21 protein-coding genes are annotated in these 26,191 nt (G+C 38.4%); 7 read left to right on the top strand and 14 right to left on the bottom strand.

Going from position 1 to position 26,191, the window contains the following annotated elements:
- Window positions 1–239 precede the first annotated feature (239 nt).
- Entirely contained in the window at window positions 240–1,166 is a 927-nt protein-coding gene (locus FPG78_RS04515) for an Rpn family recombination-promoting nuclease/putative transposase (RefSeq protein WP_144086807.1), read from the bottom strand.
- Window positions 1,167–1,938: 772 nt separating this feature from the next.
- Between FPG78_RS04515 and FPG78_RS07745 the strand changes: the two genes are divergently transcribed.
- The 3 genes from FPG78_RS07745 (at window position 1,939) to FPG78_RS04525 (ending at window position 4,617) form a co-directional block, all read left to right on the top strand.
- A complete protein-coding gene (locus FPG78_RS07745) occupies window positions 1,939–2,535 on the top strand; it encodes a hypothetical protein (protein ID WP_223262005.1) in 597 nt (198 codons plus the stop codon).
- The gene (locus tag FPG78_RS07750) at window positions 2,505–3,056 is read left to right on the top strand and encodes an HD domain-containing protein (RefSeq protein WP_223262006.1); all 552 of its coding nucleotides are present in this window, start codon (window positions 2,505–2,507) and stop codon (window positions 3,054–3,056) included. The genes FPG78_RS07745 and FPG78_RS07750 overlap by 31 nt, the downstream gene beginning before the upstream one ends.
- Window positions 3,057–3,462: 406 nt before the next feature.
- Entirely contained in the window at window positions 3,463–4,617 is a 1,155-nt protein-coding gene (locus tag FPG78_RS04525; protein ID WP_144086808.1) for an endolytic transglycosylase MltG, read from the top strand.
- A gap of 15 nt (window positions 4,618–4,632) precedes the next feature.
- Here FPG78_RS04525 and FPG78_RS04530 read toward each other — a convergent pair whose 3' ends face one another.
- From FPG78_RS04530 to FPG78_RS04550, 6 genes are all read right to left on the bottom strand, one after another.
- On the bottom strand, window positions 4,633–7,665 hold the full coding sequence (locus tag FPG78_RS04530) for a sodium:solute symporter family transporter (RefSeq protein WP_255431750.1): 3,033 nt from the start codon (window positions 7,663–7,665) through the stop codon (window positions 4,633–4,635).
- Complete coding sequence (locus tag FPG78_RS07755; RefSeq protein WP_223262007.1) at window positions 7,650–8,204, bottom strand: SLC5/6 family protein; 555 nt, start codon at window positions 8,202–8,204, stop codon at window positions 7,650–7,652. Before FPG78_RS07755 ends, FPG78_RS04530 begins: the two co-directional genes overlap by 16 nt.
- A gap of 276 nt (window positions 8,205–8,480) precedes the next feature.
- Window positions 8,481–9,755, bottom strand: coding sequence for an AAA family ATPase (locus tag FPG78_RS08145; protein ID WP_144086809.1), 1,275 nt, complete (start codon window positions 9,753–9,755; stop codon window positions 8,481–8,483).
- Window positions 9,748–10,227, bottom strand: a complete 480-nt coding sequence (locus FPG78_RS08150; RefSeq protein ID WP_144086810.1) for an AAA family ATPase — start codon at window positions 10,225–10,227, stop codon at window positions 9,748–9,750. Before FPG78_RS08150 ends, FPG78_RS08145 begins: the two co-directional genes overlap by 8 nt.
- Window positions 10,228–10,500: 273 nt before the next feature.
- Window positions 10,501–12,339 (bottom strand): AAA family ATPase, encoded by a 1,839-nt coding sequence (locus FPG78_RS04545; protein WP_144086811.1) that lies wholly within the window; start codon window positions 12,337–12,339, stop codon window positions 10,501–10,503.
- Between the two features lie 322 nt (window positions 12,340–12,661).
- A complete protein-coding gene (locus FPG78_RS04550; RefSeq protein ID WP_144086812.1) occupies window positions 12,662–13,909 on the bottom strand; it encodes a hypothetical protein in 1,248 nt (415 codons plus the stop codon).
- A gap of 591 nt (window positions 13,910–14,500) precedes the next feature.
- On the opposite strand from FPG78_RS04550, the gene mutL reads away from it, so the two are divergent.
- Window positions 14,501–16,297: a DNA mismatch repair endonuclease MutL gene (gene mutL, locus FPG78_RS04555; protein ID WP_144086813.1), complete on the top strand. Its 1,797-nt coding sequence runs from the start codon at window positions 14,501–14,503 to the stop codon at window positions 16,295–16,297.
- Between the two features lie 91 nt (window positions 16,298–16,388).
- On the opposite strand, the gene FPG78_RS04560 is transcribed toward mutL, so the two are convergent.
- Together FPG78_RS04560 and FPG78_RS04565 are read right to left on the bottom strand one after the other, a co-directional pair.
- Window positions 16,389–18,179, bottom strand: coding sequence for an AAA family ATPase (locus FPG78_RS04560; RefSeq protein WP_144086814.1), 1,791 nt, complete (start codon window positions 18,177–18,179; stop codon window positions 16,389–16,391).
- A 401-nt stretch (window positions 18,180–18,580) separates the two neighbouring features.
- The gene (locus FPG78_RS04565; protein ID WP_186292460.1) at window positions 18,581–18,901 is read right to left on the bottom strand and encodes an ankyrin repeat domain-containing protein; all 321 of its coding nucleotides are present in this window, start codon (window positions 18,899–18,901) and stop codon (window positions 18,581–18,583) included.
- Between FPG78_RS04565 and FPG78_RS07770 the strand changes: the two genes are divergently transcribed.
- Entirely contained in the window at window positions 18,879–19,181 is a 303-nt protein-coding gene (locus FPG78_RS07770; RefSeq protein ID WP_223262070.1) for a hypothetical protein, read from the top strand. The genes FPG78_RS04565 and FPG78_RS07770 overlap by 23 nt on opposite strands.
- On the opposite strand, the gene FPG78_RS07180 is transcribed toward FPG78_RS07770, so the two are convergent.
- Both FPG78_RS07180 and FPG78_RS04575 read right to left on the bottom strand, forming a co-directional pair.
- Window positions 19,168–19,662: a hypothetical protein gene (locus FPG78_RS07180; protein ID WP_186292462.1), complete on the bottom strand. Its 495-nt coding sequence runs from the start codon at window positions 19,660–19,662 to the stop codon at window positions 19,168–19,170. The two genes, FPG78_RS07770 and FPG78_RS07180, sit on opposite strands and share 14 nt — an antisense overlap.
- 247 nt (window positions 19,663–19,909) lie before the next feature.
- Window positions 19,910–20,137, bottom strand: coding sequence for a hypothetical protein (locus FPG78_RS04575; protein WP_223262008.1), 228 nt, complete (start codon window positions 20,135–20,137; stop codon window positions 19,910–19,912).
- A 300-nt stretch (window positions 20,138–20,437) separates the two neighbouring features.
- On the opposite strand from FPG78_RS04575, the gene FPG78_RS04580 reads away from it, so the two are divergent.
- Window positions 20,438–20,995: an Rpn family recombination-promoting nuclease/putative transposase gene (locus FPG78_RS04580; RefSeq protein WP_223262009.1), complete on the top strand. Its 558-nt coding sequence runs from the start codon at window positions 20,438–20,440 to the stop codon at window positions 20,993–20,995.
- A gap of 187 nt (window positions 20,996–21,182) precedes the next feature.
- On the opposite strand, the gene murG is transcribed toward FPG78_RS04580, so the two are convergent.
- From murG to FPG78_RS04595, 3 genes are all read right to left on the bottom strand, one after another.
- Window positions 21,183–22,310, bottom strand: coding sequence for an undecaprenyldiphospho-muramoylpentapeptide beta-N-acetylglucosaminyltransferase (murG, locus tag FPG78_RS04585; RefSeq protein WP_144086817.1), 1,128 nt, complete (start codon window positions 22,308–22,310; stop codon window positions 21,183–21,185).
- Between the two features lie 23 nt (window positions 22,311–22,333).
- Window positions 22,334–22,822 (bottom strand): LPS export ABC transporter periplasmic protein LptC, encoded by a 489-nt coding sequence (lptC, locus tag FPG78_RS04590; protein ID WP_186292463.1) that lies wholly within the window; start codon window positions 22,820–22,822, stop codon window positions 22,334–22,336.
- 118 nt (window positions 22,823–22,940) lie between these two features.
- Window positions 22,941–24,524, bottom strand: a complete 1,584-nt coding sequence (locus FPG78_RS04595; protein ID WP_144086819.1) for a Do family serine endopeptidase — start codon at window positions 24,522–24,524, stop codon at window positions 22,941–22,943.
- Between the two features lie 152 nt (window positions 24,525–24,676).
- Here FPG78_RS04595 and cysS point away from each other — a divergent pair, with 152 nt between their 5' ends.
- Window positions 24,677–26,164, top strand: a complete 1,488-nt coding sequence (gene cysS / locus FPG78_RS04600) for a cysteine--tRNA ligase (RefSeq protein WP_144086820.1) — start codon at window positions 24,677–24,679, stop codon at window positions 26,162–26,164.
- The last annotated feature ends 27 nt before the right edge of the window (window positions 26,165–26,191 follow it).

The raw sequence follows: 26,191 nt of genomic DNA on the forward strand, positions 1-26,191 counted from the left end.
ACCTTACAGATGGAAAAACAGGAGCCGTGCTACAGCCCTCCCTGCAAACTGTTTTTCTTTTCATCTGTAAGGGACAGGTTCTATTTCACAACTTTTTACAGGGGCATTTTTCTACTATGGCTATAGCATTGAACACATACGTATAAACCACATCTACGGGTAGGGGATGAATGGATACGTCTGAGTTGAGATAAAAAGGGGCAAATAACACAGTGTTAAAGAAGACTTTTTACAAAGAGCTATAGAAGTCCTTGAATCTGAGAACGAGATAAACCAGTAAGAAAAATAATATCCTCTATAGGATAACCCTTTAGAAGCATAGATTTAGCAACCTCTAGCTTACCTTTCTCTTCCCCTATTTGGATCCCTTCTTGTCTTCCTTTTTTCTCTCCTTCCTGTCTTCCCCTTTGCTCTCCTTCTTGTCTGAATCTTTCAGCTAGTGACATGGCTATTTTCCTTAATTTAGGATCAAGTAATTCCACTGCATTGATATGATCATCTATTGATAGCATATACCAAAGCACATTACTAATATAAGGAATATATCCTTTTTTTTCTAAATTAAGCAATATATCTTGATGGGTTGGTAACCACTCACAAAAGTCTCGATGTATGCCTTGCTTGAGTACCATGGCAGCTCCGGCTGCTTGTTGCCAATTGAGCAGTTCTTCATTTGTTGTAACATGCAGATCTACTAAGTGAAAGCCTTGAAACATATACCTTTCTACCTGCTTTAAATGGGGAAATAAATCATGAAAGTTAGTAGGACCTTTATATGGCTTATTGCCGTTGTATAAACAGATGTTGACGATAGCTGGTAAAGACGTATTCCCATGCTCACTTATATGTTGCCTGATTAACTGTGCATTATACTCTAAAAATCTTACTAACATTAATGGATCTTCCTCAGACTGATGCTCTACGTGCAAATAGATATAGTGCTGTGTACCCTTGATAAGCGCCTTAAAAATACAGTCACTGCTTCTACTTTTACCTGTAACACTCACAAACTCTCTATTGGTCAATAGTAAGTTATCTTGATCTATTTGATTAAAAATTTCTTCTGGCAATCTCGCTTTTAGAAATGATAATATTACTTCTTTCCTACTAAATGTTTGCTTAAAGAACTTGTCATGGGGCCGTCTTTCTTTATCTTTTTTTTCCATGTAATCAATTGACCAACACAAACAATAATGTAATAAAAATCAATATATGTGTTTTTATGTAATTTAGTTTTATAAATAAAATTAAAAATATTTAATTTTTATGTAAAATTTTGATTAAATAAGTGTTACTTGGAATAGATACTGCATAGCATAAGACCTTCTGCAAAACCTATTGCTAAATGGCAGTTTTGTGGTCTATGCTCCTCAAATACATTTAGTATGCTGGCGGCTGCGCTTCTCCTAAAAGCTGCTGATCACAAATAGGTTTTGAAAAAGGTCTAATAGATGGGTTACTGGAATTAATCATTGCATCAGCCCCACCCTACTACAGCAATAAATTTTTATCACGTTTCCTGATCAATAAAATTTATATACCACCAATAAATTTAAAACCGACTCTATTTTTTTGTAAAATTAATATTTTTTTGTAATACGTAATAAATATTTCTTTAGCTTTGTTAGGTTACCATTAGACCTAAGGTTTATTTTTAGCAGGTGATTATTTTTGCTGTTAATGTGATTAATTTGTAAATTAAGAGACATAAAATGTACAGACCTTCTGCAAAACCTATTGCTAATGGCAATTTTGGTGTCGAAGCTTGTCTATGCTCCTCAAATACATTTAGTATGCTGCGGTGCTCGACTACACTTCTCCTAAAAACTGCTGATCAAAAATAGGTTTTAAAGAAGGTCTTACGATAAAGGCAATCGATCCATCAAAAATTACAAGCTAATAAAGCTGGCTAATGTGCAAATTTTTTGATTATACAGAATGATGAAAAGACATGAAGTCCCTGATGTAAACAGCTGGAATCTCCATCAGCTTGCAAGAGCGGTAAGCAAAAGCCCAAATGATATGCAACAAGCTTGGTCTACGATTCAGGAGGCATATAAATGGGCAGAAACTTTTGAAGAAAAAGTCGATAAGATGCGACTCAAACGTTGCGTAAAAGATTCCCTACAGGTAGCAATTGTTGCTGCTACGGAGATGTCTTTGGATCTTTCTACAACTATAGCCGCAATCTTAACACCAGCTTTTTTAGCAGGATTGATTGAAAAAGAAGCCATTGAAAAGCGATTTGGCCTGAAAACAGTCTCCATACTCAAAGAGCTGGAAGCGTTAAAGGGCTATAGATTACGTAGGGATACCATTCGCAACTATCCACCTTATCCTGATATAAATTGCCACCATGTTTTAGCCATTTTGCTGCAAATTTGTGACATCATTCGCCTGCACTGCAGCGGTGTAGCCTTGGAAAATCTAGACTCAGAACTCGTCCATTCTAGTACGCAGCTACTACTTGAGCTAAAATATTTTTATATCCGCTATCCCATAGAATGCGGCTGTATAATATTCAAACCAAGTTAGCAGATTTTTGGTTAAAGCATACAGATACACTTAGTTATTATGCGATTACTGCTAAACTTGGGATGACTAAAATGAAAAGGCAGCAAAAGTTAAACCTTATTGCTGAAGAGGTTCAAGCGGCGTTACAAGCACGCGGCATCGATTTTATCATAAAAAAACGGATTAAGTCTGTCTATTCCATTTGGTATAAAATTCAAAAGCTGAAGGTTGATTTCGATCAAATACATGACCTTACTGCCATCCGAATCATTCTAACCAATATGGAGGGTAAAACATTGCAGGAGGAAAAAGTAGCTTGTTGGAGAATGCTTGGTATTATCAGTAGCCTGTATAAGCCAATATGTAATATTATGAGGGATTGGATCAGTACACCAAGAGATAGTAGCTATGAATCGCTCCATCTTACCTTTGAGACCTATAAATATGGCCAATTAGAGGTACAAATACGTACAGAACGGATGGACTATATAGCTGAGTATGGTCAGGCTGCACATTGGAGGTATAAGTATACCACCATATAATCAGAAACGAAAGGAGTATATAAGGAATTTGTATGCTACTTTTTGCTTGATCAAAAAGTAGCCAAAAAATCAAGCGCTGATAAAAAAAGTTGCTGAAAGTGCAGCTTACAGATGGAAAAACAGGAGCCGTCCTACAGCCACCCCTGCAAACTGTTTTTCTTTTCATCTGTAAGCTGCACTTTCTGATCGTAACTTTTTTCAAGGGCGCGTTTTTCCTTGTCGTCATACGTTTTAGGTGGTCAGAAGACTGAAAAGACAGAAGTTATTAAGTTATAACTTATAATACGCAATCAAGTTAAGGCCTTTATCGGCGGTCAGTAGCATCTGTGTGCCAAAGGCCTTTATCGGCCGCCACTAACAAAGAGGACACTATGGTTTTAGGATTTATTTTTTATTTTTTGACAGGATGATCAGAAAGATACAATGGGTGATTCGGATTAGTTTTTTGATTTGCATCACTTTGTATATGGTGCTCGGGCTGCCCAATATCCATTCTTCCAATCGTTTATTGATTATTCCAAGAGGGTGCACCCGTTACCAACTCAAAGCGCAGCTAAAAAATGAGGGGTACATAAAAAATGGCACTACTTTTTTATGGGCAACCTGCTTATTAAAGTATGATCCCAAACACAGACCTGGTCAATACCTACTGACTGGTAATATGAATAATTGGCAACTTGTTAGAATGCTACGTGGCGGCATACAGCATCCGGTTAAGCTTACCTTTTCTACTGCGGCCCATAAAGAGGCTTTAATAGACCAATTGGTCAGCCATATAGGCATAAACAAAGCAGCCCTATGGGCTTTGCTGCATGATGCGAAAACATTAGCTTCCTACGGGTTTACTCCGGAAAATGTATTAACCATGTTTATTCCAGACACCTATGAAGTATACTGGACCATCACGCCAGCGCAATTGCTATCGAAAATGCACCTGGCTTATAAACGTTTTTGGAACACAACACGACTCAATCAAGCCAAAAAAATAGGACTAAGCCCCATTCAGGTTTCTATTTTGGCTTCTATCGTTCAAGCAGAAACAAACAACCAACAAGAAGCCGCTATGATTGCAGGTGTCTACCTCAATAGACTCAAACGCAAAATGCCGCTTCAATCCTGCCCAACCTTAATTTATGCGCTAAAGGAAGATCAATCGGGTGCTAGACTGCTTTCGAAACCTATTTGTGATCAGCAATTTTTAGGAGAAGCGCAGCCGAGCACCGGAGAATACTCAAGTGTATTTGAGGAGCGTAGGCCACAAAATTGCCATCTAGCAATCGAGTTTCGGAAGCGGTCTATTAAAAGGGTGTTGCAGCAAGATACCAATATCGATTCTCCCTATAATTCCTATCGTAAAAAAGGGTTACCCCCTGGGCCTATTGGTTTACCTACCACAGCTATGATTGAGGCTGTGCTGAATTATATACCGCATGATTACCTTTTCTTTTCAGCGAAAGAAGATTTTTCAGGGTTGCATTACTTTGCACGTAATTATAAAGAACATGTAAAAAATGCAAATAAGTACAGAAAAGCACTGAATGGATTAAAAGTGATGCGTTAAAATGGATACCATCCATTAACTGCTTTTTTCTGTGTCTTTGCCAGCAGATTTACAAATCTTTGATGCCTGTTTGGCTGCTTTTTCTAATGCCTCCGCTATTGCTGGATCTAAGTAGGTATGGGCTATCTTAGCATCTATGGCCAGTGTTTCTTGCACCATATGGTGGACTTCTGTTAGATGGATGTAACCTGCTGCATGACGCAGATCATAGAGCCGTTCAGCTAGTTTAATGAAAAGAACAGAAAGCTGTACATGGTCTTCTTTAATCGCTTCCTTCAAACGATTTTGTACATAGAGCAACGAAGGATGATCCAATGCTTCACGTTTATCTATACTGATCACATTCAAGACAAAAGCATAGACCCCTAAATTATAATGTTCCTTAACATAAGAAAGCGGCAAACAGGTATGGCGCACCAACTCATAGAGCAAAGCGGCATAAATTACTTTAGGGGAGTGAAACGCCCATTCTACCACTAGCTGGGCAATGCCTACCGCACGAACATAAAACAATTGACCCGAAGCATGCCGCTTAAAACCAAAGTGCTGCCGTAATAGCAAAAGCAAACCGGAAATTGCACCCACATCAATAGGATCCATATTATAAGAAGATTTGCAAACATAATCATGGAACTGCATCAATGCCATCATAGAATCAGCTTGCTCCTTAGGCGTAACAGGGCCTTCTGAGGTTAAGCAATCTATAGGTAGTGCAGCAGTCATCTTACGCAAGATGTCTGTAACATCATTAGGCAATGCCAGTAGGATAGTGGGTTGCTTCTGGCAGTCACCATATTCCAAATAGCCATAGTGGGCCGCAACAATACTAGATATGGTTGCCTGCTGCAGATCTATAGATGGTGCTGCTTCCTGCTGCCCTTGAGGCCCCATTGCATCCATCCTATCATCATAGAGTGGCTTCACCTTAGGAAGCTCCCCAGCAGCAGTATTAACCTGACTGACCACCAAAGCAGTAGCTTGAAAAAGATTCAGTAGAGGAGCGTCCTGGGCAATAGGATCGGCTTGCTTAAACTGTAAAGAAGTGTTGCGCAGCTGTATGCTAACAATTGGTGCAGCAGAACCAGCCAGCTTACCAACCCGTAAAACAACCTGAACCAATAGGTAAACCACTTGATTGACATCGCATACAATATGGGGGGATAACGCGCGATTGGGATCACCTATTTTTTCTACCAGTAGCCTAGGCGGATCAGTTACCTCTTGAGACAAAGCCAACTCGACCTTACGCATCAGCTTATCTACAGTAATGGTAGCAGGCTGCAACAGTGCATGTTTTTTGGCTTTTTCCCTTCTATTAAAGTAGGCCACCCAATCATACAGCTTATTAATAATACTCTGAAAGTCTTGCTTATAAAGCGGTGTGCTGCCATCTAAAAAAGAAATAGACTCCTCAATTTTTCCTATCACTTGCGCTAAAATAGCACCATAGCCCTTTTCCTTACCAACTGTAGCAGTAGGCACCATAGCAGAGTCGTAGAGGGATGCCTTTAGTTGCTGAGCGGCCCTAATCTTTTCTTGCGTTTCAAGGTAAATAATTTTAGTTAAATAGCGACCTAGTTTGATTTTCAAGCAAATAACCATAGAAAACACCAGCAGACTCGCTATTAATAACGGAAATAGGGAAGACAATACTGAAAAAGAGACTCCAGTGTAGATAGGATAAATAGCCACCAGTGAAGTAATTGCTACCACCCCTATAGCCAGGTAGAGGGGCAATAACCATAAGATTACCGTACAATGAGCTAAATACAAAGATACGGTAAAGATCGGATCCACTAGGTGCCACCAGTGCCAAATCAAATTTCGAGGAAGATAGACCACTAGCCATACCAGCCAAAATAGGCTGATACACCAACTTGGAATCGCTCTAATCTTTTTAGAGATATCATAAAGAAACGAATAGCCCAAAAAACAAGCCGATACAAAAAGTTGAAAGACAAGCCAGCAGCCATGATGCGTAATACGCGCTATAAAATAAGCCAGCAAGCTAGTGATGGCCGTATAGAATCCTACATATACCATGGTAGTATGGCTAGGCATTAGCTTGGCTAAAGTAGCTTTTCTATTGGTCCAACCACTTTTAATCGATTCCCTTTGTTCCGAGCGCTTACGCGCATTTTCCTGCACTATTTGTTTAAACTGGTCATCTGGACCCACCCAACCTGCATCTTCTGGCTGCTTCAGCAGATAATGGGCCGCCATCATAGCCAAGCCATTGGCCAACATAGCAAGGAAAGACCCATTTATCCCTGTTGAAGGCTCAACCCATTTGTTCCAAGCCAAAATTGTTAACCCACCTGTAACCATACCAATTAAGGCCGTTCGGGCAGTGCCTCGAAAACTAAAAATAGCTAATATAAAAGGAGCAGCTAGTATTGGTCCCGTGGAATCAAGAGACCAATAGAGTAATTGTAGGAGGTCTTGACACTTAAAAGCCAACAGCATAGCCAATATGCCCACTACCAAAGTAGTCCACCTAGCTATCTTAAGTTGCGTTACATCAGTAATCTCCTTTTGCTTTTTTATATTTTTCGCTACATCATGGCTAACCATAACCGCACAAGAATTCAGGAAAGAATCAGCTGTAGACATCGCCATAGCCAGTAAACTAATGGCAACAAACCCTTTAAAAAAAGGAGGAATATGGGCCATTATATAGCCCCACATCTCTGCCTTTGGTAAATCTGATGCCCCTACAAAAGTAAATAGACCAATTAGAACTATAAAAACCTGAATAATAATGCTAAAAACAGTAGCACACGAAAAAACTTTTTGGGCCTGAATAGGACTAGAAGCCATATACACCCGCTGCACAAGAGCGGGCGCTATTATATAAGTTGGTAAATCAGCTAGCAACAATAGCACTACACTCGCCAGTTGGGTACTAGAATGGAATAGGCTGCTCAATTGAAATTTGGTGTGGCACTCTAGCATAGGAACAATTGCTGCAATGGGTTTGCCTATCTTTATAAAAGTAAACCAACAGAGTAGAGGAATAATAATGGAAAAGGTTATAAACTGTAACACATCTGTAAAGGTAACCGCACGAATACCCCAAAGGTCGAATAAAAAATAAGGAGTAAGGTCGAGAAAATAGGTATTACATAGGAGTTAGCTAGAGTTACACACATGCCAATAGCCTGAGACATTATGATGATTTGAGAAGTAACCCCAATAATACAATTGCATATACTAACCAAAACAGTGATAAACATTGGATATCTACCATAGATACTACCCATCGTCTCTGCCATAGATAGATGCGCCATAAATGGGCCCATACGTAAAGATAACCTGCTAATAATCCAGATACCAAAGGGAACTAAAAGCAAAACACCTATAAACCACAAGCCAAGGTCATAAATACACTCTACATTACGCACCAACCCACCTCCTTCAAAAAAAGTAGCCAATACCGTAGCCACTAAAGTAGCGGTAGCAAAATCTTTATTCCCTACTGCATATTCCCGGAAGGTAGTTTTTTTTCTACTAAAGTAAAGGCCTACTAACAAGGTTAATACCAAAAAGCAAGCGACTATAAATAGAGGCATATTACAATATATCATAAAGCAAGAGGTTAAAAAGGTAAAAAAATAATCATAGAGCGCGGACTATAATCAATGGTAATGATTTTTAATTAAAAATCAAAAAATCATCACCATCATGTTTACTCTTAAGTGTGTGATTCGTAGAGGTGTGTGAGTCTTTAGTTCTAAGTGTGTAAATGTTTTTCAGGTTGTATATTTACACACTTAAGTGGACAGACCCCAGACCCGACAGGCCTATATCCTCTGTTTCTTGAAAATAACCAACGGAATTAACGGAAAAATTTTTAGGTGGCATCACTTGAAAGTCATTTTTATCATCTTTTTGATGTATTTCAATAGTTGCCTCGATAATATAGCATCGCATGTTAGGCCTATAAGCACCTTTTTATGACAGGTTCCATATTGAATGCTATAATCTTTACTATGTATTTGCTCCAGAGCGTCTAAGGCTGGTTTGTCTACTTTTAGCTCGAAGATATATACGGTTCTTTTTTCATTATACTGATCTTCCATAACGATATCCAAACGACCTATGGCACTATCTCTTTCGGCGCTAGCATTTGTATCATGCATTGCATGGAAAGCACCATTCAGAAACGCATATAAAGTACCCTGAAAACTTTTTTCGGTTTTATCTAAAAAACGGTAACCCGCTTTGGCTAAACAATTGCTTCGCACGATGTTAAGAAAAGAAACCCATGCCTCTTTTCTTAAAGCATCCAAAACAGATGCGCTACATGCCTTTCCTGCTTCATGGTGCGATTGAGCGATAAAATCAGCTAATATAAGCTTTAAAGAAGATTTTACTTCCTGGTTAGGAAACTTTAAATAATAAGTTAGATTATTATCTTGTACATGAGATGGGTCAAGATCCATTGTAAGGTATCCAGTTTGGTACATCAAGGGTAGCAAAGGAATCTCTTGAAGAGAAGGGTGTACGAGTTTAAACCTGACCTTATCTATTGGGAAACTACATTTATCCCAATCCATATTAAACCGATGTATATTTTTCTTCATTTGTTGCAATAGGATAGTAGGACTGCCAAAGTTAAACCAAGAATTCTCAAAGTCTTTTGCATAGAAGAATCTTAGTATAGAATCTGGATTGTATACACCTTGCTTAGCACCTCTAGTAAAATAATAGCCATTATAATAATCCTTCAAGTCTTGTTTTAATTGAGCAGTTGTATAATCCTCACCTTTTCCACACTCTGCTTTTAGGTTTTCTATAACACCCTGAATATTAACTTGTTTTCCTTTAAAAAAGTTATCTATATCATCCTCTGTATAGCCCAACATCTCTGCATAATCCTTATGAAATGATATGTCATTGGCTGAATTCGCTCCTGAGGTAAGTCCAGATAAATGAAACTTAGTTACACCTGTTACAAAAATAAATTTACAGTCCTTCTGACGACTTTTTAATACTTTAAAGAATGAGCTAATCACAGCAAGCACTTTTTCATACTGCTCCTTTTCGCAAGCAATTAATGGGCTGTCATACTCATCTATGAAGATAATAGGTGTAGGTTCGTAATTGTCACCTAGTTTGCTTAATGCATCAATCAACTTTCCTAGTGTACCCTCTTGTGGGCTTGCCTATAATAGGATCTATTGCACTTCTATCTATGGCGTGTTTTTTAGCAAATGTGTATAGTATATCTATCAAGTTGTGTTGTAGTTGTTCTGGATTATCTCTAGCTAACTCCGAGAAATTCAACCAAATAACCGGATGTTTTTTCCACTTATAGGTTTTATCTCTATAAATAGCACATGCCTTGAATAATTCTTTATTTCCTTTTGCTATTTGGTCTATGGTACCTAGGAGTAGAGATTTACCAAATCTACAGGGTCTTGTAAAGAAATAATATATGCCATTCGTTTTGAAGAGTTTAGTGATATAGGCGGTTTTATCTGCATACAACTTTTGTGCGATCATCTCTTTGACATCAGCGCTGCCAACCGGAATTTGAACACTTTCGGTAATAGCTACTTGTTGATCCTTTCTTTGTAGTGCTGTATCTCCTTTTTTAGAATCCATATTCTGTTACTTTTATTTAGAGGTATATAATCGTAGACCTTCTGCAAAACCTATTGCTAAATGGCAATTTTGTGGTCTATGTTCCTCAAATACATTTAGTATGCTGGCGACTGCGCTTCTCCTAAAAACTGCTGATCACAAATAGGTTTTGAAGAAGGTCTTTTGATCGATAATCCTGTAAAACGCATGACTTTTTCTACTGGTTCACCTGCTTCAGGTATTGCCTTAACGTGCTTTATTTTCCATTTTATAAGTTTACCCCAAAAAGAAGTATTAGACTTCTATACCTTTTGATGTTACTTCTTGAAAATAACCAACGGAATTAACGGAAAAATTTTTAGGTGGCATCACTTGAAAGTCATTTTTATCATCTTTTTGATGTACTTCAATAGTTGCCTCGATAATATTTAGCTTTATAGCATCGCATGTTAGGCCTATAAGCACTTTTTTACGGTATGTTCCATATTGAACGCTATAATCTTTACTATGTATTTGCTCCAGAGCGTCTAAGGCTGGTTTGTCTACTTTTAGCTCAAAGATATATACGGTTTTTTTTTCATTGTACTGATCTTCCATAACGATATCCAAACGGCCTATCGCACTATCTCTTTCGGCGCTAGCATTTGTATCATGCATTGCATGGAAAGCACCATTGAGAAACGCATATAAGGTACCCTGAAAACTTTTTTCGCTTTTATCTAAAAAACGGTAACCCGATTTTGCTAAACAATCGCTTCGAACGATGTTAAGAAAAGAAACCCATGCTTCTTTTCTTAAAGCATCCAAAACAGATGCGCTACATGCCTTTCCTACTTCCTGGTGTGCTTGAACGATAAAATCAGCTAATATAAGCTTTAAAGAAGATTTTACTTCCTGGTTAGGAAACTTTAAATAGTAAGTCAGGTTATTTTCATCTTGTACATGAGATGGGTCAAGATCCATTGTAAGGTATCCAGTTTGGTACATCAAGGGTAGCAAAGGCATTTCATGGAGAGAAGGATGTACGAGTTTAAATCTGACCTTATCTATTGGGAAACTACATTGATCCCAATCCATATTAAATCGATGTATATTTTGCTTCACTTGCTGCAATAGGATAGTAGGACTTCCAGAGTTAAACCAGGAATTATCAAAATCTTTTGCATAGAAGAATCTTAGTATGGAATCTGGATTATATACACCTTGCTTAGCACCTCTAGTAAAATAATAGCCATTGTAATAATCCTTCAGTTCTTGTTTTAATTGAGCAGTTGTATAATCCTCACCTTTTCCACATTCTGCTTTTAGGTTTTCTATAACACCTTGAATATTAACTTGTTTTCCTTTAAAAAATAAGTTATCTATATCATCCTCTGTATACCCTAACATCGCCGAATAATCCTCATGGAATGATATGTCATTGGCCGAGTTAGCCCCTGAGGTAAGGCCAGATAAGTGAAATTTAGTCACGCCTGTTACAAAAATAAATTTACAATCCTTCTGACTGCCTTTTAAAACTTTAAAAAACGAACTAAGAACAGAAAGTATCTCTTCATACTGCTCTTTTTCACAAGAAATGAGTGGACTATCATATTCATCGATTAATACAATTGGTTGAGATGCATAATTACTACCTAATTTTCGGAGTGCTCTAATCAAGTCACTCAGTGTGTCATTCACGGTTGGTGGCCCAATGATAGGTTGCATTTTAGATTTATCTATATCATAATCATCGGCGATGTCGTATAATTTTTTTACTAAACTAGCCTCCAATGATGATTCTGTTTTAGCACTTAACTTTGAGAAATTCAACCAAATGACTGGATATTTTTTCCATTTATAGGTTTTATTCTTATAAATATTACAACCTTTAAATAACCTTTTATTCCCTTTTGCTACTTGGTCTATGGTATCTAGGAGTAGAGATTTACCAAACCTACGTGGCCTTATAAAGAAGTAATATATACCATTCGTATTGAAGAGTTTAGTTACATAGGCCGTTTTATCTGCATACAACTTTTGTACGATCATCTCTTTGACATCAGCGCTGCCAACCGGAATTTGAACACTTTCGGTAATAGCTATTTGTTGATCCTTTCTTTGTAGTGCTGTATCTCCTTTTTTAGAATCCATATTCTATTACTTTTATTTAGAGGTATATAATGGCAATTTTATCCTGGTTACTTAAGTAGATCAACATAACATTATCCTAATTTAAATATTATTGGATCGATTCTATTAAGATATATAATGTGTTTTATACAAAATAAACACTTATATGGACAGACCCTACTTTTTGGTTGATCAATTAGCCTATCATTTATCATTAATATAAACTAGCTGATAATAGTCCTGTACAGCTTCATTACACCCCTTTAGTATATTAGGATTATAATCAACTTCTTCCACCTGATAATCATCGTTTTTAACTTCTATACGATTATCTTCTAGGCCATCACCGTACATCATATATACCAGAATCTTCCAAAGAACTATGACCTTTTTTTTGCTCATCAGTGTATTCCTCTCCGTAACCACTATCTTCATCACTATTGCTATCGGAGTCAGTACTACCGTCACTTATATTAGATGTATTGGATTGCATATTTAGAGTATGATCATCATCACCATCTTCTGCACAAAAAGACGAGGAGTTGTAGGAGCCATCCCAATAATATTCATCATCACCTTCTTCTGCGCAAAAAGACGGGAAGTTGTAGGAGTCATCCCAAGAATATTCATCATCACTACAAGATTCTTCTCGTGATAGAACCAAGTCCGACTGGATCGCTACATCAGCAGTTTCTTTAGTTTTTTCCAAACCATCTTCCACCACTACTGCCACTGGAAGCGGCGGGTTTAAACCATCTACTTTCTGGGCGGCCCTTCTATCGATAGCCCCATGATGGTAACAATATCCAGCGCATAAGCCATTGTTTAAGGGCATCAGCCGGTAACGCCAACCATTTCCAATATAGCAATAGGGAATATTGGCTGATTTGTTTTTAGGTTGTAAGCTATTGTCAGAAACCAGCGCAGAACAGACCATATCTGTATGCTGAAGGGTATTGGTGGAAAGATGTCTGATCAGCTGGGCTAACGCACTAGTGGATGCAGGCATGCGCTTTGTAACCATAAAACCTGCATGATAAAGCGCTTCAAATCTTTTCTTATCTTGGCTCCCTTCAAGAAGCGCTAGGCTATTGGTACCATCAAGTGGTGCTACACCATAATCTGAAAGCTTGAAAAGCCTAAAATCAGTAGTACAGGTTGCTCGTATCCTACTACGACCATCTTGATCAAGCAATGGTTTGACTTGCTTTTCTTCAAATAACCCATCAAGCCACTGGCCATCAACCTCTATACAGCTGCTCATCAGCGGCTCACTACTCCCATCAAAATAGGATAACACAACCCCTTTATTGGAAATAGCCATCCCTACACAATCTTTTAAAGACCGAGCAGCGTAAAATAGCAGCCCTATTTTTTTATATTCCGTTCCCCCAAACTGGTCTGGCGCATCGATCTCTATAAGCGCAATCTGATGATCCCTCTTTAAGTAACCTACCACACCCAGAGAACAGCTCGCATGATCTTCTGAATCAAATATACTAGCTTGAGATTCTACTCCTCGACCTTGTGGCCTGGCTGACAAAGATGACGCAGGTCGCTTGCGTTTTGCACCAGAATCAGCATTCAGCAAAAGACCAAAAACAATTCACTTGATTACCAAGTAAAAAAGAAATAATCGTTAATAACGCTATATTTTTAAGCATGGATTTTTTGCATACGAATTGATTTTTATGTATATTCCTGTTCATGTTTGTTTTTTTACTAGTATAAATAGCAGCCCGTTGAGCAACCTGGCGGCTATAGGATGGCTCTTGCCTAGCAACCATTCTGCTTATCGAATCATCTTACATGGTTATAATGCACCTGCATGCCTAGTGAAGGCTGTCTATGGTAACTGAAAAGTTGCATAGCCCCCCAAATACCCATGAAAGGTCTATAAGGACAGTAATTTTTCCTCATCTTTAAGACCAAAAAACACAGTAAAAACCATATCTTCTTGCTAAGGTCTGTGTTATCCATAGTACCAAAAAAAATTAGAATCTACAAATGCATATATGCTAAATATGAGACCTTCTGCAGAACCTATTTGTGATCAGCAGTTTTTAGGAGAAGCGCAGTCGCCAGAATACTAAATGTATTTGAGGAGCATAGACCACAAAATTGCCATTTAGCAATAGGTTTTGCAGAAGGTCTATGTTAACCATTATATCCGATTACTATCATGCATACCATTCATCTGCTTTCTGACTTACTGATTAATCAAATAGCTGCTGGGGAAGTGGTACAACGCCCTGCTTCTGTAGTCAAAGAACTACTCGATAACGCAATAGATGCAGGAGGAAAAAACATAAAAATCGTTATAAAAGATGCTGGAAAGCAACTTATTCAAGTGATTGATGATGGAATAGGAATGGGGGAAACAGATGCGCGAATCTGCTTTGAAAAACATACAACATCTAAGATTGCAAAGACCGATGATCTATTTAAAATACAAACCATGGGTTTTAGAGGAGAAGCTATGGCCTCTATCGCAGCAGTGGCACAGGTAGAAATGGAAACCCGTCTACATGAAGCGCCTACTGGCGTTTTTATTGCTATAGAGGGATCTAAAATCAAAAAACAGGAAGCAATCGCTACACCACCAGGCACTAAGGTGAGCGTTAAAAATCTATTTTATAATGTTCCAGCACGAAGAAACTTCTTGAAATCTAACCCGGTAGAATTCAAGCATATCCTAGAAGAAGTCCAACATGCAGCACTGGCCAGAACAGAGATTGGATGGAGGCTTTACCACAATGATATGGAAATATATAAACTATCACCAGAAAAATTAAGCCATAGAATTGTACATCTATTTGGAAAAAGTTATAAAAAACAACTGATTCCCTGCAAAGAAACTACTAATATAGTGACCATAGAAGGCTACATAGGCAAACCAGAACAAGCAAAAAAAACAAGGGGAGAACAGTTTTTATTCGTAAACCAACGTTTTATAAAGAGCCCATTTCTAAGCCACGCGATTAAAAATGCCTACGAAAGGCTCTTGCCATCCGATGGTTTTCCCTTTTATGCGCTCTATCTAACAATTGATCCTCAATGGATTGACATCAATGTGCACCCTACGAAAACAGAGATTAAATTTCAAGATGAAAAAGCGCTTTATGTGATTGTACAAGCTGCGGTTAAAAAAAGTCTGGCGACCCATCATGTGGCTGATTCTTTAGACTTTGAACAGGATACCAATTTCTCGCTGCTGCGCTTTACCAATCCCATCCAATTGCACAACGATCCTACACACTCAGAAAAAGAACGCAATTACACACAATTTAAAACAGATAGCCCATCCTTTACGTCGCCTAAAGGGTGGCAAGGTTTATTTACAGATCCAAAAGATCATAGCGCTACACGGCCACCCACATTAGACCAAACCGATGCAACACTGCAGAACCAACATAACGCAGGAACCGCTATACAATTATATACCAGCTATATTATTGTTCAGGTACAATCTGGTGCGCTTTTAATTGATCAGCAAGCGGCGCATGAACGGGTACTGTATGATAGGTTTATGGATCACTTTCAAAATAAAAGCGGGGCATCGCAACAGTTGCTTATGCCAGAACATCTCGCCCTAAACCCTGTTGATTATATGGTTTTATTAGAAAATAAAGCCATTTTACGGGCATTAGGCTTTATCATTGACCCATTTGGGGAATCCACTATTATTATCCATGGCTGCCCAGCTGAACTAAGCCACCATGCACCCAAACAATTATTAGAAGGGCTTATAGAACAACTTAAATGGAACAATAGCAACCATAGACTGGAGACGTCAGAATCTTTTATCAGGGCATTGGCTAAAAAAGCGAGTATAGCGCATGGCACAAAGTTAAATGGAGTGGAAATAGATGCCTTGCTGGCGCAGCTGTTTTCATCTAGTAATACGATGTATACACCAGATGGCAAAAAGATATGTGTGATGTTATCAAAGGATGGTCTAGGGGCTTTGTTAAAATGATCTAAGCACTCAAGCATCGTGAGACCTTCTGTAAAACCTATTGCTAAAAGGTCTATGGTATGTTTGCCCTTTTAGGTTTTCGATTTGTTCTTTATAATCTTTCCTCACACTGCCCATATCTATTGGTTAGCAGCACATCACCAGCTTGTTGACCAGCCAAATCATAAGTTGCGTAAGCAGCTACAACTGACTTTCCTGAAAAAGCAATACCCACTTCTACTACTTCCTGTACATAAGGATATTGTAATATTTCAGTATGGTAGGCTTGTATTTGTATTTGAGATAAGGCAAGTTTAGCTGCAGTTTCCAATTCTTCTTCTTTACGTACCTGTTTAAATTCCAATAGCAGCGCTTTTGAACCTTCTTTTTTAGATATTAATAGCAGATCATAACGACCTAAACCGCTTTCTCTGTTGGAGCGTATATAATAGGTTATACCCAAACTTGATAACATCCCTAAGACAAAACCATGATAAAACCCTTCTGATGTTTTACTTTGTTTGGTATCAAAGTAGCTATCAAAGTAGCTAACACTGCCTCGTAAGAAGTAACCAAGTTGTTCTACAAAAGAAGCAACCTCACCAGCTACCAAATGTTTCAAAAAAGAATCATATTGCCTCCTTCGTTCAAACTGATTGACGAACCATTCCTGAAAAAATGTACTATAGAGTCGCCATATTTCATAATTAGGAACCTTGACTGTACAGTCATATACATTTGTATAGGCACTTAAATGACTTGTTTCAAAGGTTAAATAGCCAGCAAATAATAAAAGACTCCAAAAAGATGCATCATCTTTATCTAAGATATCAAAAGCAAGATGTTTGTTGATAGATACAGCTAAGGATTCCCCTCGCATCAATTGTTCAAATTGCGCTTTAATCTCAGAATGACTAGAAAGCACCTTTTGTTCGATTAAGTTGTTATTACCCGTATTTACCCAATAGACATCAAAACAACCTGATCTATTCATACAAGAAATAATAGACCATGGATTATACATAACCAAGTTCCCTACCCTATAACCATTGTACCAATGTCTTACTTCTTCCATAGAAGTACCAAGATCTTTGGCTTTAAATAAATAGGAAGCTTCTGTTTCACTAAAGCCAAAATAGGAACTATATGCTTCATCTAATAAAGTATAAGTTTCTAAGTTATTCAATCCAGAGAGCATGCTGTCTTTAGAAACACGCAATATACCCGTTAAAACCCCTTTTTCTAGCGCAGTATTACTTTTTAAACCAGCACTAAATAGATTACGCATCAACGCAACCATAGCTTTCAAGTATACCTCATCACCGTAAGCCTTGTTTAGGGGAGTATCATATTCATCTATCAGCATATAGACCTTCTGTCCATGGTGTTGATAGAGGCACTGACTGAGCAGCTTTAAGGATTTTTCTAATGCTTGCTGATTGGCTTCCTTACTCAGGATAGTATGTAATTGTCTGAACTGTATTTCATTAACTGCATCACTTTTTAATAGGTAAGCATAGGAACTATACACCTCCAATATCAATTCATACACCGCATTGTAAGCCCCTTGAAAATTGTCTGCATTGACATCTTTAAAACTGATCATAATGACAGGGTGCTTTCCTTGATGTTCCCTAATGTACCTGCCACCTTCTAAGCTTCCAATAGCTAAATTATCAAATAAACCTGCTGTACGTACGCCATTCACTTCTGAGGCAAAAAAATGATGCAGCATAGACATATTGAGTGTCTTACCCCAACGACGGGGACGGGTAATTAAGGTAACTTCTTCTCCATTTTTGAGTAAATCAGCAATCATAGCTGTCTTATCACAAAACAGGTAACCGCTAGATACCAACTTATGAAAGTTATCAACACCAATCGGTAATTTATGCGTATTCATATAAGATTATTTGAGTCAACCTTAGTCTATAGCTGCAGTTAAACATTTCCATAGACCTCCTGCAAAAGCTATTTGTGATCAGCAGTTTTTAGGAGAAGCGCAGTCTGCCAGCATACTAAATGTATTTGAGGAGCATAGACCACAAAATTGCCATTTAGCAATAGGTTTTGCAGAAGGTCTCATGATTATGCTACAAGCTAATATAACGATAAAAGCTTGCGCTGGAAATTTTTAATGTTGCACAGATAGCATTAAGGGTCATATCATAATCCTTGTGCATATTTTTAGCCATTAATATTTCAGGATCTGTAGCAGATACTTTTTTTCGGTTACCTTTTTACATATTTAAAAAAGTTACCCTTTCCAAGGGCACGTTTTTGCTTATCGTCTTAATTAGGGCATTACGCCTCTGGACATTTCTTCGTCTTTGGGTACCGTTCTGCTATAGCTGTGTCCAACATTGCTATAACACTAGACACCTTTTCAGAAGGTTTTTTGTTGTTTTCTTCTTCTGCATAGAATCGCGCAGTATTTTGAGACTTATCTTTTATACACGGATCTGCATCATGATCCAGTAAATGCTTAACAATACGCTCATCAATATCGCCATGTACTGCCATAATTAGGGCTGTCTGCCCATTACTATCTTTTAGATCCACCTCCGGAGCCCTAGTTAGCACGAATTCAACAGCGGGTTCATTGTTATATCCTACTGCACCCATCAATATGGTACCCCCACCTCCTTATATCTGTGCATCTACATGTAGCTTTCTATTAAGCCAATCCTCTATACATTCTTTCGAAAATTTATTCGCTACAAGGTCTGCCATGATCTTCTTATCTAAAACCATAGAATTCTCAACTTCCGGCACGTCATCATCGGGTTTCTCAGTAGTAGTACTGGATGGTTTTTCTGTAGCAGTACTGGCAGTAGTAGTAGATGGCGTTTCTGTAGTAATAGTAGTAGTAGTAGTACTGGATGGATTTTCTATAGCAGTGTAGTAGTAGTAGTAGTAGTAGTAGTAAGTAGTAGTAGTAGTAGTAGTAGTAAGTAGTAGTAGTAGTAGTAGTAGTAGTAGTAGTAGTAGTAAGTAGTAGTAGTAGTAGTAGTAGTAGTAGTAGTAGTAGTAGTAGTAGTAGTAGTAGTAGTAGTAGTAGTAGTAGTAGTAGTAGTAGTAGTAGTAGTAGTAGTAGTAGTAGTAGTAGTAGTAGTAGTAGTAGTAGTAGTAGTAGTAGTAGTAGTAGTAGTAGTAGTAGTAGTAGTAGTAGTAGTAGTAGTAGTAGTAGTAGTAGTAGTAGTAGTAGTAGTAGTAGTAGTAGTATAGTAGTAGTAGTAGTAGTAGTAGTAGTAGTAGTAGTAGTAGTAGTAGTAGTAGTAGTAGTAGTAGTAGTAGTAGTAGTAGTAGTAGTTAGTAGTAGTAGTAGTAGTAGTAGTAGTTAGTAGTAGTAGTAGTAGTAGTAGTAGTAGTAGTAGTAGTAGCAAATGGTTGTTCTGTTGGTTGTGCTGTAGTACTACTATTCCATTGTTCTTCGCCATTTTCTAGCATCTTAGTAATTTTCTGCCTGCTCAGGAGTGACGGTCGTGGTTATAGGTATAAATGGTCCAAAACTGGTTCCATTAGTGCCATTATTTGTACTAGGTATCATTCCATGATTCCCCATCAAATAACTAAGGCCCCAAACAGCACCACCAACAGCACCACCAACAACACCAACACCAAACAGTACAGCTAAACAACGCTTAACCCATGCCGGTGCGTTCGGAAGGCAAAAGGATTTGCCGTCGTCGTGCCCGCTATTATTTTATTTATATTTACACCTAGCGCTTGCCTGGTATGTACACAAGCAGATAGGGTATTGAAGCTTAATAGCCCAATAAGCAGGGCTGCTCTATAGTTAATATACGCTTTCATAACATTGAGGTTTAATTGTATGCTATCATCACCAACAAGCAGCATGGCTTCAATGGGTGGCCCCTAACGAATCTATTCCTACCAAGCGAGCTGCTTAACTTTTAAATAGGTAAAAAAGCTTTTATGCGGCATAACGGAACCAAAGGGTCCGCTTGACCATATTTAAGCTTAACTGTACTATAATAAAAAATAGATACAACTACAAATACCCATTCTTAAAATCTTAAAATAAGACTTTCTGCAAAACCTATTGCTAAATGGCAATTTTGTGGTCTATGCTCCTCAAATACATTTAGTATGCTGGCGACTGCGCTTCTCCTAAAAACTGCTGATCACAAATAGGTTTTGCAGAAGGTCTATTATCAACTGGTGGACTTATATGCCATGCCAGATGACCAAATCAAGCAGAAGCAACATTTAGGAATGATGGAGTACTTCATGAAGTATATTCATGTGCGTGATACGCTTAAATTATGGGAGGAATTTTTAGAAAACTTTAAATCTTGTATTCTCCTTGATAAGGAAAAAGGTTATATTTATATAAGAAATTTTCTATGGTATAGTGATAACAAGTTACCTGAAGATAAACAACCCGTTTTAGAAAAAATTATTACAAAGCATCTACCCAAAAAAGATAAAGAAGATATTATGAGAACTATAGCACAAAAATATAGGGATGAAGGTATCCGAATAGGGGAAGAAAATATGAGAACTATAGCACAAAAATATAGAGAGGAGGGTATTAAAATGGGTCAGGAAAAAGGCAAGCTAGAAGGTAAGCTAGAGGGTAAAGAAGAAGGTAAGTTAGAGATAGCTAAAGCCACGCTTTTAAAGGGTTACCCTTTAGAGGATATTACGCTTCTTACTGGTTTATCTCGCGCTCAAATCCAGAGCATTTTATAGAATGCTTGGGTCTTTCTAAAAGAAGGCATTTTTGCGCACTTTTTCCAAGGGCGCGTTTTTAATTGAGCGCTTAATGTGCTAGTGGCCGCCGATAAAGGAATGCAGCACTTCAGAAAAAATAATTTATTTTTCAGCAACTTGACGCCACTGGCTAAACAGATAGGCAAAAAGCAGGGTAAAAATTTCTTTACGATTCAGATGGATAGCAATCAGCGCTGCATTTGACCAAATCAAGCACTACTTCAACAATCTTATCCTGTGCATTGGTGTGTAATGTAGTAAAAGGTTCCATGCATTTGACGAGCTCTAATTGTTGGGCCTCGTCATTCAATAGTTCTATTACCTTAGGTATCAGTAAAAAGGGACATTCCTGGTCTGTAACATGTATCACCGCGCCCTGATGGGCCAATGGCAAGCTGTTCTTCGTCTGATGATCACCTGCTACATTAGATGATGGCACCAAAATAGTCGGCTTCCTCCTTACACAAAGCTCTGCAATGGATAAAGCACCGGCTCTAGAGATAACAATATCCGCAGCTGCATAAGCCATTTCCATATTGCTTAAAAAGCCATAGCATTTTATATAACGATAGTCTTTCATAGCCTTTTTAATAGGCTCCAAATACCGCTCGCCTGTTACCCATATAACTTGTATATCCAAGGCAGACAACTGCTCCTTCCATTCCAAAATAGTTGTATTCAATGGATTTGCACCTCCGCTTCCACCAACTACCAGTAGGCATTTTTTATTCTGAAAGGCAGAAAAACTAAAATACTCAAGCGCATCCATGCGGTCTTCCCGGAAGGTACAAAGCGATGAACGTACAGGATTGCCGGTAAATATTATTTTTTCCCTTGCACAAGGAAAAAATACATTTGGATAGCCCGTACAAACCTTATTTACAAACCTAGAAAGGAATTTATTGGTCAACCCAGCAACACTGTTTTGTTCTTGAATAAGCGTAGGAATCCTTTGCGTAGCAGCTATAAACAGGGTGGGAAAAGAAGCGTATCCACCTGTACCAATAACGACATCAGGCTTAAATGATTTAATAATGCGCCTTGCTTGATATAGACTTTTTAAAATAAGAAAAGGCAACCATAGATTTTTAATGAGCTTATTTCTTTGCAACCCTCTTATGCTAATCCGCATAATCGGATAACCGGCAGCAACTACTAAACCTACCTCTTTACCCCCTTTTGTACCTACAAACAAGAACGCTGCATCGGGAAACTGCCGCTTAATGCCATCAGCAATGGCTATAGCAGGATAAATATGCCCCCCCGTACCTCCACAACCTATCAAAACACGCATAAATAGTATAATGAATGAGCTCCCTAGAACTGCGACGCTTGCTCTACCTCTACCGCTCCACTAGGATTAGTAATCGTATATTTGGTTAAATCCTTTGTAGCACGCAGTCCACTCCCTTTTAATATATTCTCTTTATCTACTATTACAATAGATAATGCTGTAGAGATTATTTCTTTCTTTATATCATAAGACAAGTGTTCTGTGCGGATGCTTAATTGCTGCTGTGGCTTACTAAGCAGTACATTCCCTGCTAGCACACAAAGATCTTCTGCTTTATTATAAGAAAGTGTATCAGCTTGAATATTCGTAGGATTATCCTCTTTATTTTCATATAAAACGATTGTTATGCCACCTGCTAATGTTGCATTTCCATTTTCGTACTGACACATCTTATGTGCCTTAACCGTTAAATGTAAGCTACCACCATCTGTACCCAATAACTCAAAATCAGTAGTTTCTAATACAGGTAGCCCTTTTTGCGAATCTGCATATAGTGGCACCCAACATGCCATTATAATAAAAGAGAATAACCAGCGACTGCAACTATAGATATACCTAAAAGAAAAGTTTTTGCGCATCATTAATTTTTTTTAATAGCATATAGCAGCCAGCAAAACGATCTATCAAGGCTTATTTTTGCTTACAAGAGCTACCACCCAACTCAACTGCCAAGTAGCTAATAGTCCCTTTATTCGGTTCCATTACCTGTATCAGAACAGGTTCTGTGGTACGCCTGATCATTTCAGCTAAGCTTGCTATACTCGCAACAGGTTGCTTATCAAAGGCTAATAAAATATAGCCCTTTTTAAGGCCAGCAGCTTGAAATTTCCCTTTGGAAACCTCCTGAACCAACACGCCTCCAGAAAGCTTAAGCTTTTTCTTGGTTTGCGCATCAAGATTCTGAAATATAGCCCCTTCGACTTTTAATGTATCATCTTTTTGTACAATTTGTATCGCATCAGGCTGTTTTTTCAATAATATATGCACTACCTGCTCTTTGCCCTTACGACATAGCGTAACAGCTACCTTATCACCTGGTTTAGAACAAGCTATTACTTCTTGTAAATCTGCACTTTTATTAATTTTTCGGCCATTAATTTGGGTAATCACATCTTCTTTTTGCAGTAACTTTACACAAGGACTATTGTCTTGAACCGAATCAATATAGACCCCACTAATTACCTTCAAACCCAATTTTTTGGCCAATTCAGCATCGACATCCCGAATGGTTACACCTAATAATACCCGCTGTACGGCACCATACTGGATGAGATCATTGGCTATCTTTTTGACCAAAGAAGAAGGTATCGCAAAGCCATATCCCATAAATGAAGCTGACATTGAAGCATACATAGCTGTATTAATCCCTACCAATTCTCCATACAAGTTGACGAGTGCCCCACCACTATTACCTGGATTGATCACTGCATCGGTTTGAATAAAAGACTGGATGCTTAATTTTTCAGATTTTCCATTGTCAGGTCTATCTAAGGATCTAGATTTAGCACTTACAATCCCTTTGGTAACGGTAGAATACAAGTTAAAGGGATTTCCAACGGCTAAAACCCACTCTCCTACCTGTAATTTATCGGAACTACCGAGCACCAAAGCAGGTAAATTGCATGCTTCAATTTTTAAAAGTGCTAGGTCGGTAAAGGGATCAGTACCAACTAATTTTGCTTTATAGGATCGATTGTCATTTAAATTAACCTCTATCTGATCTGCATCCTCAACCAGATGATTATTGGTAACGATATACCCATTACTGGTATAAATAACCCCAGAACCAGCACATTCTTTGGCTGGTCGTTCATATGCTCTAGGCCCCAGTATGCCTTCTCCAAAAAATTGTTTAAACAATTCCTCTACAGGGCTAATAGCGTCCCGTTTAACTACTTGAGGCTTTCGGGATGCTTTTATATATACCACGGCTGGTATAGCAATTTTAGCTGCATAGGTAAAATCAGGTAAAGATTTCAGGTAAGGCGCACCTTCTGGGGTTGATGGGGTTTCTAGGTGTTTTTCCAATGGTTGTAGCCTTTGCGCTAATGGTTGATGGGACTCCACAGGGGCAACCTGCTGCACATAGGGCGCTAAGCTTTTTTGCTCACTCCATGCATCAGGACGCATGAACAACCATAGCAATAAGCCAAACAGAATAGCACCAATACAGACCTTTTTACCTACAACTTGCTTGTTAAATTGTTCGTACATAGCGATTTTATTTTTGTATTTTTACAATCATTCTTTTCCTTGGCCCCCTAAGGGGACCTTATACATCATAGTACTATTTATTTAGTATAGTAAAAGCTAATGAAGCATAAACATGCTAGCAAAAATCTAAAATATTTTTCACTCATACAAAGATGCATCAAATATTACGGATCTACAACAGCCTAACCAGGCAAAAAGAAGTTTTTCAGCCACTCAGGCCGCCTTTTGTGGGTATGTATCTATGTGGCCCTACGGTTTATGGGAAAGCCCATCTGGGTCATGCACGTGCGGCTATTACCTTTGATATCATCTTTCGTTATCTAGACCATTTGAACTATAAGGTTCGCTATGTGCGCAATATTACTGATGTGGGCCATCTGGAAAGGGATTTGGATGAGGGCAAGGATAAAATACAGCAACAAGCCAAACTGGAAGCGGTAAGCCCTATGGAGGTAGCACAACGTTACACCTATACCTACCGTAAAAACATGGAACAGCTGAATGTATTGCCTCCTAGCATTGAGCCCTGCGCAAGCGGACATATCTTGGAACAAATTGCCATGATTGAAAAAATTATTCAAAATGGCTTAGCCTATATCGTAGATGGATCTGTCTATTTTGATGTGGCTGCATACAGCCAAATGCACCACTATGGCAAACTTTCTGGAAGGAGTATAGCAGCTACCCGCTCAGGAACGCGTACATTGGCCAAGCAAAGAGATAAAAAGGAACGGGTAGATTTTGCTTTATGGAAAAAAGCAACCCCAATGCATAGTATGCATTGGCCCTCTCCCTGGGGAGCGGGTTTTCCTGGATGGCACATTGAATGTTCTGCGATGTCTACAAAATATTTAGGCAAGCAGTTTGACATTCACGGGGGAGGCATGGATTTGCTTTTTCCGCACCATGAATGTGAAATCGCACAAGCACAAGCTGCATTAAAAACAGATTTGGTCACCTATTGGATCCATAATAACCTGGTTACGATTGATGGGGTAAAAATGGGTAAATCATTGGGCAATTTTATTACACTAGATGAACTGTTTACAGGAAGCCATCTGGCCATAGACCAGCCTTACAGCCCTATGGCATTGCGCTTTTTTATGCTACAGGCGCATTACAGAAGCACCCTTTCTATTACGATAGAGGGCTTAAAAGCAGCCTACCAAGGTTACCGTAAATTAATGAATGGCTTGCACCTCCTAACGAAACTGGACCAAGAAGGCATAACCCCATCGGGAACAAATGGCAGGCTAGATGCAGCCATTCATGCAGATTGTAGCGCTTGCTATAGCGCTATAAATGATGACTTCAATACCGCAAAGGTGTTAGCCAGCTTATTTAATTTGTTAAAAAAAATAAATGGATGGCACAATGGTACACTAGGTGATGCATCGATTTCAAGCGCTGCATTTAACCACCTGCGTAATACCTATACTACCTTTATGATAGACCTATTGGGTTTAAAAGAAGAACATGCAGCTACTACTAACCAAATGATAGAAACACTATTGACCCTTTACCAAGAGGCTAAAGCAGAACAGCGTTACAACCAAATTGATTGCATACGGACTGCATTCCATAAAATGGGTATTGCCATCAAAGACCACCCAAATGGCGTGAGCTGGGCATATCAATAAGGAAATTTGTAGCTTACTTTTGTATTT

The organism is Cardinium endosymbiont of Dermatophagoides farinae (genome assembly GCF_007559345.1).
Classification (GTDB): Bacteria; Bacteroidota; Bacteroidia; order Cytophagales; family Amoebophilaceae; genus Cardinium.

Bases quoted from the DNA above. Each gene is read 5' to 3' on its own strand.
- FPG78_RS04515 (WP_144086807.1), bottom strand. From the start codon at position 1,166: ATGGAAAAAAAAGATAAAGAAAGACGGCCCCATGACAAGTTCTTTAAG.
- FPG78_RS07745 (WP_223262005.1), top strand. From the start codon at position 1,939: ATGATGAAAAGACATGAAGTCCCTGATGTAAACAGCTGGAATCTCCAT.
- FPG78_RS07750 (WP_223262006.1), top strand. From the start codon at position 2,505: ATGCGGCTGTATAATATTCAAACCAAGTTAGCAGATTTTTGGTTAAAG.
- FPG78_RS04525 (WP_144086808.1), top strand. From the start codon at position 3,463: ATGATCAGAAAGATACAATGGGTGATTCGGATTAGTTTTTTGATTTGC.
- FPG78_RS07755 (WP_223262007.1), bottom strand. From the start codon at position 8,204: ATGATATATTGTAATATGCCTCTATTTATAGTCGCTTGCTTTTTGGTA.
- FPG78_RS08150 (WP_144086810.1), bottom strand. From the start codon at position 10,227: ATGGATTCTAAAAAAGGAGATACAGCACTACAAAGAAAGGATCAACAA.
- FPG78_RS04545 (WP_144086811.1), bottom strand. From the start codon at position 12,339: ATGGATTCTAAAAAAGGAGATACAGCACTACAAAGAAAGGATCAACAA.
- mutL (WP_144086813.1), top strand. From the start codon at position 14,501: ATGCATACCATTCATCTGCTTTCTGACTTACTGATTAATCAAATAGCT.
- FPG78_RS04560 (WP_144086814.1), bottom strand. From the start codon at position 18,179: ATGAATACGCATAAATTACCGATTGGTGTTGATAACTTTCATAAGTTG.
- FPG78_RS04565 (WP_186292460.1), bottom strand. From the start codon at position 18,901: ATGGGTGCAGTAGGATATAACAATGAACCCGCTGTTGAATTCGTGCTA.
- FPG78_RS04575 (WP_223262008.1), bottom strand. From the start codon at position 20,137: ATGCTGCTTGTTGGTGATGATAGCATACAATTAAACCTCAATGTTATG.
- murG (WP_144086817.1), bottom strand. From the start codon at position 22,310: ATGCGTGTTTTGATAGGTTGTGGAGGTACGGGGGGGCATATTTATCCT.
- lptC (WP_186292463.1), bottom strand. From the start codon at position 22,822: ATGGCATGTTGGGTGCCACTATATGCAGATTCGCAAAAAGGGCTACCT.
- FPG78_RS04595 (WP_144086819.1), bottom strand. From the start codon at position 24,524: ATGTACGAACAATTTAACAAGCAAGTTGTAGGTAAAAAGGTCTGTATT.
- cysS (WP_144086820.1), top strand. From the start codon at position 24,677: ATGCATCAAATATTACGGATCTACAACAGCCTAACCAGGCAAAAAGAA.